The organism is Hallella faecis (assembly GCF_018789675.1).
GTDB classification, from domain to species: Bacteria; Bacteroidota; Bacteroidia; order Bacteroidales; family Bacteroidaceae; genus Prevotella; species Prevotella faecis.
Map to the genome: position 1 here is coordinate 1 of NZ_JAHKBE010000073.1, position 9,446 is coordinate 9,446.

10 protein-coding genes are annotated in these 9,446 nt (G+C 42.1%); all 10 read left to right on the forward strand.

From position 1 onward, the window contains the following. Positions 1–1,226 precede the first annotated feature (1,226 nt). The 10 genes from KM934_RS11680 (at position 1,227) to KM934_RS11725 (ending at position 9,313) form a co-directional block, all read left to right on the forward strand. Entirely contained in the window at positions 1,227–1,661 is a 435-nt protein-coding gene (locus KM934_RS11680; RefSeq protein WP_022158474.1) for a hypothetical protein, read from the forward strand. Positions 1,662–2,228: 567 nt separating this feature from the next. Beyond that, complete coding sequence (locus KM934_RS11685; RefSeq protein WP_215760780.1) at positions 2,229–3,347, forward strand: hypothetical protein; 1,119 nt, start codon at positions 2,229–2,231, stop codon at positions 3,345–3,347. 159 nt (positions 3,348–3,506) lie between these two features. Further along, positions 3,507–5,018, forward strand: a complete 1,512-nt coding sequence (locus KM934_RS11690; protein WP_215760781.1) for a DUF2779 domain-containing protein — start codon at positions 3,507–3,509, stop codon at positions 5,016–5,018. A 43-nt stretch (positions 5,019–5,061) separates the two neighbouring features. Further along, positions 5,062–6,261, forward strand: coding sequence for a hypothetical protein (locus KM934_RS11695; protein WP_215760782.1), 1,200 nt, complete (start codon positions 5,062–5,064; stop codon positions 6,259–6,261). A 141-nt stretch (positions 6,262–6,402) separates the two neighbouring features. Next, a complete protein-coding gene (locus tag KM934_RS11700) occupies positions 6,403–7,230 on the forward strand; it encodes a leucine-rich repeat domain-containing protein (RefSeq protein WP_215760783.1) in 828 nt (275 codons plus the stop codon). A 152-nt stretch (positions 7,231–7,382) separates the two neighbouring features. Continuing rightward, complete coding sequence (locus tag KM934_RS11705) at positions 7,383–7,712, forward strand: sigma factor (RefSeq protein WP_215760784.1); 330 nt, start codon at positions 7,383–7,385, stop codon at positions 7,710–7,712. Between the two features lie 12 nt (positions 7,713–7,724). Continuing rightward, positions 7,725–7,928, forward strand: coding sequence for a hypothetical protein (locus KM934_RS11710; protein WP_215760785.1), 204 nt, complete (start codon positions 7,725–7,727; stop codon positions 7,926–7,928). A gap of 24 nt (positions 7,929–7,952) precedes the next feature. Next, positions 7,953–8,312, forward strand: coding sequence for a hypothetical protein (locus KM934_RS11715; protein ID WP_215760786.1), 360 nt, complete (start codon positions 7,953–7,955; stop codon positions 8,310–8,312). A 19-nt stretch (positions 8,313–8,331) separates the two neighbouring features. Further along, on the forward strand, positions 8,332–8,871 hold the full coding sequence (locus KM934_RS11720; RefSeq protein WP_215760787.1) for a hypothetical protein: 540 nt from the start codon (positions 8,332–8,334) through the stop codon (positions 8,869–8,871). Between the two features lie 79 nt (positions 8,872–8,950). Next, positions 8,951–9,313 carry a hypothetical protein gene (locus KM934_RS11725; RefSeq protein ID WP_215760788.1) on the forward strand — a complete coding sequence of 121 codons (363 nt, stop codon included), beginning with the start codon at positions 8,951–8,953 and terminating at the stop codon, positions 9,311–9,313. The last annotated feature ends 133 nt before the right edge of the window (positions 9,314–9,446 follow it).

Below are 9,446 nucleotides of genomic sequence, written 5' to 3' on the forward strand. Positions count from 1 at the left end.
TAATTAACTCCTTCATTTTCAAACGATTACGTTAGAATTAACAGAGTATTGATTATAGATCTACACTGCAAACAAACAGAGAGAATAACTCCGAAGAGTATTAACAAGCCACGTTGTGCAGAAGATCTGACTTGCTTGTATGATGAAGAGATTACACAGGCAGAGAAGAAAGAAATAATCGCCAGACATTACAAAACAAGCATATCTACAGCTCAACGCTGGATGAAGCGATATGGACTTCTAAAGGAGTCAAACAACAAAAAGCATGAAGATAGAGTTGCCAAAGAGCAAGAGACAGAAAATAATATAAAGAAACTAATGTAGAATGACAGTTACAAGATGATAAGTCCATACGCTTAGTCTATCATTGATGTGCTAAATTCAACCATAAAAGAACTTCATGAAACCATAGACAAGCGAGATGGAGAAATAGAAAGTCTCAAAGAATATATAAACAAACTGAATAAGAATTAGTAGGGTGGCGTATTAAGTGGAGTCAATGACAACGATGATACTGATTGGATGAATGTAGACTTAAAGGCACAAGGAATGTTCGGATAATAAGATTATGTCTAAGAGTATGTTGTACAACATCAATGTTTTTTATTTGTCAACTCTACTTAAAATAATTAGGTCTTTTTTTTGCGATACCAATAATAATTAGTAACTTTGGCACGCTAAATTGCATTCTATGTGCAATGACGGCATGTAGCCCTACGCCGAAGTCGCTTGAAAAGTGACGGTTGGTAGAGGGCAAACATAAGAAAAGCGTTATTGGCGCTTGGTTTTCTGACATCTTGAAACTTCGAACACTTCAATATCTGTCACGAAGCCATGCAATGATGATGCCTATGGGTATGTAATATACGTACCTTTCATTAGTCTGCTCCCAAAAGAGCTGACTCTATGGGAGTGTATCTATACATATCGGCGTGGGGTCTCGTTGCTCGTTTCTGACAGATGGGTAAGTTCGAAGACTTCAAGATGTGAAGCGAGCGACAATGGGCTTCACGCTTTTTCGTGCTTACACTAAAGTACACGACCTAAACAAGAAACAGTCCGAACGGAGCCATAGGACACAAACCTTGAAGTCAGGCTCTATGGGCAACAGCATAAGACAAAGCAGCAAAGACACTACGACGTGCGAATAAAATCGTGCAGTCGCAGAGTCTTTGCTGCCTTTTTGTTTTGTTAACATACAGTCTGACTTAAACAAAAGACAGAATATGAAAAGTACTAACAAGGACAACATTATTGAAACTATCGAAGAGTATGTTGGTAGTTCACCAATACGCCCAGTGCTTATATGGTTTCATTCAAATCCCGACATTGACAACGCAAGACGTGCTATCAGCGAGATGAACGGTTGTGCGACTTGCGGACATGCACTTTACATAGATAAAGCTGGGACAATCCAAACGATCACTCCGTCTGGAGATGATGAACAGTTCATTATTCCTAGAACATACAACGAGAACACCAAGTTCTTCCTGTTCCACTGCTATATGGAACAGTTAAGAGGAGAATATCTTAAATATGCTTTAGACTTGATGTATGAGACCAAGCTTCCTGTGGTATATCTCGCCAATGACTATTCTAAGGAGGAAGAGCCACAAGCTAATGTCTCGGCGTTTGAGGAATGGGATTATGAACAAGAATAAAAATCATTAGAGATAAAGGCCATGGAAAAAGAAAAGGATTATGCTTCTGCCACTAATGATGAATTTCGAACCGCTCGATAGGAAGTAGACATGAACGAATAAAAACATAAACTTATGCCACGTTACAATGTATATTTCAAGTCTGAGAATGCAAGTCCTTGGGATAGCAACAGAAGTTGTTACACAGTAGACGCTTCAAGCGAAGCTGATGCTATCTCTAAATGGGAAAGAACAAGCTATGTTACCAATGGCAGTTGTCGCAACAAAGTTGTCGGAGTTGAAAAGATTGCCTAGCAAGCAGTCAATAACGACAATGTTATTCAGGTGCATTTCGTTAAATTATAATGAAATGCACCCTTATATTTCTTCTTGACAGAATACTACGCTAACAGACAACCTTACCTAACTGTATATTTCACGACATATTCCAGATAGATGTCATCGGTATAGCGTAGTTTAACATCTTTCCTGTTTTTCCGACACTTCATTCCGGTTTGTCCGATAATGACGATAGTGGACAGAGGCAGAAAAAGATATACCTTTGCATCAGAATAAAAAAATACAACAATGGAGAAATATCATATAGGACAAGAGATTCTGAAAGAGGTAAAGGCTAAGTTTCCTTCGGTGGCAGCCTTTGCCAGAGAACTGTGCAAGTCGAACTCTGCCACATACGAGATATTCGGAAAGACGAGTCTCGACACCGACTTGCTGCTGAAAGTATCAAAGCTGCTTGATAGAGACTTCTTTCGCGAATTCTCGGAGAAATGTCTGAACGGAGAAGTAGCGGTGGTAGACAAGCAGACGGCAGAAAACAGCATCTCGCTACTCTTACCAGAAGATAAACTACATACATTATTGCCAAGCCAAACAATGGATGTGGTGGAAGAATATCTTCTGATGCCACGCAAAAAGCCGCTCGTAGTGTTCTACGGTGGTGTACGAAGTCGCAACCTGCCCCGTTTTGTATGCAAAAAGGGCGAGGAGATATATGGCAAAGGCATGGTGAGAAGGATAAGGCTCGACCCCGTAGAACTGATGCGTTTTGAGCTTGGCGTGATGTCGCTCGCCAAAATGCCGCAGAAGGTAGTCGTGATAAAATGTACTATGGCAAGAGACTATAACACCCATGTACTCATTGCCGAAATACTGGCCCAGGAGTCGGGAAAGCACGTCGTGCTGCTATGCCTTGACCCTATTCATATTCCAACGCTGCCAAATGGACGAGTGGTGTTGAAGTCGTTCGCCGTATCTACCTTCAACTCCTGGCACCAACGTGCGCACATATTCATAGCAGATGGTATGGAAAAGCGTTTCGCTTACCTCATCGAACTGTTCCAAGCCATCAAAGGCAAGGGATATATGGACAGAATATACGACAGCATAGAGGGCAACGAGAATTGGGCAGACACCTTGAAAGATTTGTTAGAGGAGGCAAAGCAGAATCTCACCACTTACGAAGATATTGTGTTGGAAGAAAGCAGTGATAAGGATAATCGTCAGGTGGAATATCATCAAGTGAGCACCATTCAGCCTACTATTAACGACTTGAATCGTCCAGAAGGGATTTCACATATCCGCACCCATCTGCGCTACCGCATGATTAAGGAGACAGGTGAGATATTAGAGTATGAGCCCATGAGCTTCGACCAAGTGAAGGAAATGATGTTGAAACTTGCGACATAAACAGTATCATATCAATAACAAGATACCTATACCGCTTTTTCCGTTCTTTTACCGCCAAAAAATTGAACATTTGTTTTGTCTTTTAATCAATATTCTGTAACTTTGAGCGTATTTTCATATTATACGCAAAAAATAACTAAGATAAATATATAAAAGCCTATGGCAAATTTATCAAAATCAAAATACATCACTTATTGCCAATGTCCCAAAGCATTGTGGCTGAAGCAGTACAAACCAGAAGAAATGGTTATCGACCCGTTGACGCAGGCACGTTTCGACGCAGGCACCGAAGTGGGCGAACTGGCTAAGCGTCTGTTCGGCGATTTCGTGGAGGCAACCACCTATAAGACAGCTGCCGACGGAACACAGCGCCTCGACCTCGGAGCGATGGCAGCAGCCACACAGAAAGTCCTTGCCGAAGGTGCTGAGAATATTGCCGAGGCGGCGTTTATATACGACGGATGCTATTGCGCCGTCGACCTGCTGCACAAGACACCCCAAGGCTATGCCATCTATGAGGTGAAAAGCAGTACCGACCTGAAGGAGCTGGAAGTGTATGCACAGGATGTGGCATATCAGAAATATGTACTCACCAACTGCGGGCTTACCATAACGGGCACTTATCTTGTGAACATCGATAACGAATATGTACTTGACGGCAAACTCGATGTAAAGGGATTCTTCCGCATAAACGACATCAGCGAAGCCGTTGCCGAAGAATATGCCAAAGTCGCAGCCCAAACCAAGGCCGCAAAGAAGGTGCTTGAAGGCGCAGAACCCAAGCAGCATCTGGCTGAACATTGCCGCAAGCCCTACGCATGTGCGTTCTGGAACTATTGCAGTCGCAATGTCATACCTTCACCATCAGTCTTCAACCTGTACCGCATGTCTTTCAAGAAGGCGTTGGAACACATGGACGCAGGCCGCTTGTCGCTTGAAGATATGCGACAGGAAAAGCTCACCGACATTCAGCAGCTACAGTTGGAATGTACATTGAACGACACAAACTATATCGACCGCAAAGCCATCGGCGAATTTCTCAAGAAACTCTCATATCCGCTTTATTTCCTCGACTTCGAGACCGAGCAGACCGTGATACCGAAGTATCAGGGCACGCATCCATACCAGCAGGTCACGTTCCAGTATTCGCTCCATTACATCGAGCACGAAGGTGGCGAACTGAAGCATCGTGAGTTTCTCGGCATATCGGGTGAAGACCCTCGCCGCGCTCTTGCAGAACAACTCTGCAAGGACATCCCGCTCAACGTCTGCACCACAGCCTACAACAAGGCTTTCGAGTGTACGCGTCTGAAGGAACTGGCAGAGGCATTCCCCGACCTGGCGCCGCATCTTCTCAACATCGAATCGCACATCGTAGACCTTCTCGACCCGTTCCGTGCCGGCTATTACTATATGCCTGCCATGAACGGCTCGTTCTCCATCAAGAAGGTGCTCCCCGCATTGTTCCCCGATGATCCGGAGCTCGACTACCACAACCTCAGTGGTGGCGTGCAGAATGGCGGCGAGGCAATGAGCATTTATCCTCAGATACAGTTTATGGAGCCAGAAAAGCAAAAGAAGGCTCGTCGGGCATTGCTCGACTACTGCTGCCTCGACACACTGGCAATGGTGAAGCTGTGGGAGAAGCTGAGGGAAGTGAGTGAAGAATAATACTCTTATATACATAATATTAACATTTTAATGATATTGAATTATGGCAAATTCAACAAACAACAACACCTTTACTGTTCTTATAGAGTTTGCGAAATGGTATAATGGACAGGGCATTACGCGTAATTATGTATCAAATCTGAAAAGTGTTCAGAAAGATATTTGCGAATACTTGAAAAATTATCCATGGAACGTAAAAAAGGATGGATACGAATACGAGGTGTCACAATTCGCAAAGAAAGCTATACTACACCCTACAAAGAGCTATGACTTCATAGAAGCAGTCGACTCTTTGCTCAAAGAAGGTGATTATTTGTACGCCAGAACTATTGTAGAAGGAATAAGCTATATAGCAGAAAAATTTAAGAAAGCAATTATTGCCATGACCGGAACGAACACTTTTAATGATAAGTGCTCAGCCCTGAAGCTATTCCGTAAATACTTAGAGACCGACCTATCTGGTCTTAAAGTTAAAGGTACATACAACAACAACAACAATACCTATAGAAATGCTATCAACAAGCCGATGTTGGCAAAGATTGATGGCATTGTAGCTTTGGCTAACGAAATTGGCGAAGATAAATTCATAAAATGGGCTATTGAACAGTCTTATTTCTTTGATCCTGATATTGTTGCTGAAAGAATGAAAAAACTTATCAAGGACTTGGAAAATGAAAACACTCCTTTACCTGCCCGCAAAACCACCAAAAATGACAAGGATGCAGAAGAAGGTTACTCCCACTCAAAAATGGGCGGAAACACCTATTATATAGAGGGTAACATAAAAATTCCTGTCACGCTTTCGAAAGACGGTAATGACTTCGTCAGATCTCTCATCTCTAACGAAACCGGATTTACTGTTGGAGCAGGCAAAGATAACATCTTCCAGAACTATATCATCTCTCATTTGTGGGGACGAGCATACGACCCTCGCTACTATACCAACTTCTGGAATATTGTACTTGTGCCAGCATGGGCAAACAGTCTTCTTGATAAGAATGGAGAAGAAGGCAGCTTAGCCTCAAAGCTCAAGGCAACCTTCATGGCTATTTCAAAGAAATTGTATTCAAAGAAATTGTATAAGGCAAAAGGGGTAAACTGGAATGGTTTAAATATGACTGAGCCGAAAATACCAAACAAAGATGACGTCAGAAAAGGCGATTATAGCATCAAGATATTGTGCAAGAAGGACAATAAGGGTAAATGCAGACCTATAAAAACCATATATATAACTCTACGATAATTACACCATTCCTGATTTTCCGGCATCACATTCCGGTTCTTCCGAATAACTAAACTGGGTGCAAAGGCAAAAAAGCATTACCTTTGCACCCAGTTTTATTCTCTTAAGCAAAATAGAGTTATGACAATATAAGTAAAGAATATGAATACTACAGAAGATATGAATACAAGATTGACAAAAGAAGATCAAGCACTCATCAAGAAAGCCAGACGCAATAAGTGTTCTGGACCAATCTACAGCGAGGATGGACTTCGTTTGTTGAAAGTACTCGGCAATCCGGAGTACCTTGAAGTGGAAGATGGTGTGAAGGCAATCTGTGACTATGCATTCCAAGGACTTAACAATCTTCATGATTTGGTGTTGCCAGCATCTGTTGTCGACTTGGGCGAAGAAGCGTTTGCAAGCTGCCACGAACTCTTCAAGATAACAATGCCTGGAGTAGAATTTATCGGGAAAGAGTGTTTTGGTCTTTGTGATAATTTAAAGGAAATAGCCTTACCTGAGACATTGCGCCAGATTAGAGCAGGTGCCTTTGCTTGCTGCAAAGCTTTAGAAGAGATAAATATTCCAAGCCACATGAAGATTATCGACAAGTCTGCGTTCAGAAATTCCGGTCTGAAAAGTCTCAACATCGTGATAAGCGATGACTGCAAGTGCTGGATTTATGACAGAGCCTTTGCTTATTGCAAGCATCTGGAGTCTGTATATCTAAACAAGAATGTGAAGATTGTGGAGCGAATGGCGTTTGCCGACTGCACTTCACTAAAGACGATTGAGTTTGAGCAGCCGTCATTGACATGCTGTGCTGGTGAAATAAACGCAACGATGCTCATTGGCTGCACATCTCTCGAAAAGATTATCGTGCCAAAGAACAAGTACAACCATTACCCAGACTTTAACATCCAGGGATATGAGTCCGCTCAGTTTGAGACTCGCGACTTCAATAGTCTTATAACTCCGAAAGAATAGACAGAGACTCTCGTTGGCACTATGAATAAGACATGATTGCAACTAAGATTGCAACAAAAAGTTAATTTTTGTTGATTTTCTATGGTCTGATTTTTTTATTTCAGAAAAACAGGGTAAATTTCGCGCGACAACATTTTTAAACATTAAGAAATATGGTGAACAAAAACGAAACAACAAACAGTGAAAAGAAGCCTATCATCGACAACGATGAGGCTTTGCGTCTTATCGACCTCATCCAGCAGGGCGACTCCAATGCGGAGAACGAGTTGGCAGAACTCGGTTCTGTCTTTGTCAAGGCAGTAGCAAAGCAGTATGTGGGCAAGGGACTCTCTGACGAAGAACTCATTGCTGCCAGTCGTTACGGAATGTTACGTGCCAGCCACAAGTTCGACAAGTCGCGTGGCTTCAAGTTTGCCTCGTATGCCGTATGGTGGATGCGCCAGGCTATTCTGCAAGAGATCCGTAAAAAAGAAAACAACTAAACGACGAAGAATATGATACGCAAAAATTGGGGTGACGACGGTGCACTTACACTCATCAAAGTGGTTCTTGAAAGGACTGAGGACCAAGAGTTGAGAGAACAACTGCTGGAGTTTCTTCAAAACAACGAAGAGCTACGGTCAGATGCTCACAAGAAAGACTTCTACGGCTTTGCCACCACTCTTGCCAAGGAGTGGCTGGCAAGTCATCAATCATAAAGTAACTAAACAATACAACTGACAATGAAAGAGATTGATGTAGAAATATATATAAATTGGGATAATAACGGAGCTACTGTCAAATTCTCTGACGAGGAAGCGGATAAGTTGCTGGCATTATGGAAAGAAGCCCAAGATACAATTCTCAAAGACATGGAGGAAGAGGACTATTGGGAGAAGTTCGACCCTTGGTTGCAGGAGAAGGCTCCAGACCTATACGAGAAGATAATGAAAGCCTTCCACGAGGAATTTTGGGAAAGAATAGGTTGCTATTCAAGTGATGAAGGTGATGATTTTGTCTCTATTTCTTATGATATAGACGGAGCGTATCTTGACGACAGCAATAAAATCGTAATCAATCAGATTTTTCCTCCATCAGAATAAAGGTCTAAACGAAAAGAAAATGAAAATATATCTGAAAGTAAAGAAAGACAATGCCTATTGCGTTGCCAGCCTTTGGAGCAAGCACATCAAAGAGCAAATTCTGGAAACTGTCAAAGAAGTAAGTCAGAATTGGATGTTTGAGCCGAAGTTATATCCTATGTTTTATCAAGAGGATACGCATAGCCACTTTGTTGAAGCAAACAACGAACGTTTCTTCTTCGAATGGTTGATGTACGAGCTTTGCTTTGTGTGGGAACTAAACGATTTCGAAGGTTACGAAGACGAGTACTCTGATTTTGCACGCGAAAGAGATGTATTTTTAGATAAAGATAAGGTAGAACCTCCCAAAGAATACGTCTATATCGGTTCGTACATATATGAACAGGAAGAACCGCTTACTCTCCCAGGACTTGTGTTCGACCCCGAATACGCAGAGGATAATGGTGAGGTTTTGGCAGAATGTATGTTTACGAGTGATTTTGAAGACGAAAAATTAAAACGGGCATATATGTCTAATGGAAACTATGAGGAATGTGAAAAGGATACTCCAGCTTTGTAGCATAGCCTTGTTGGCATTGTCTATATGCTCTTCATGTTTGGACAAGTCTTCCGATACAAGTCTCGATAAGAGTTCAAGTATGTCTGACTCTATCGAGACTTACCATACAATAGTCTCTGACGACAGTCTCGTGACAGCCATCTGGCATGACACCGGTGAAGGTGGAACAGCACCCGATATAGATTGTGTGGTGAAATTCAAATCAGAAGATGGCAAATTGCACGAGGAGCATAGACCTTTGCTACGACTTGCTCACCCTAATGATGATTACAGCCACCATGAAGTGCAGAAGATAGTAAGTCTGGATGATGAGTACGGCAATCGCTCCTATGTGTTCTTCCTCTCCGCTAAAGTGGGAAGCAACGAGTACGCTCATGACATTGTGGTTTTTGAGATTGTAGGCGACAGTCTGCGACCATTGTACAACTTTAAAATTGATTAGAGATGGAAGAAGACATAACAATAGATTGGGAGACTTTTGTCAAGTCACAGTTGCATTGGATAAGAGTGGTATATAAAATAGGGGTTGTCGTTTAATTCTAAGAATTCAATATCTATAGACGAGGGTATGCCTT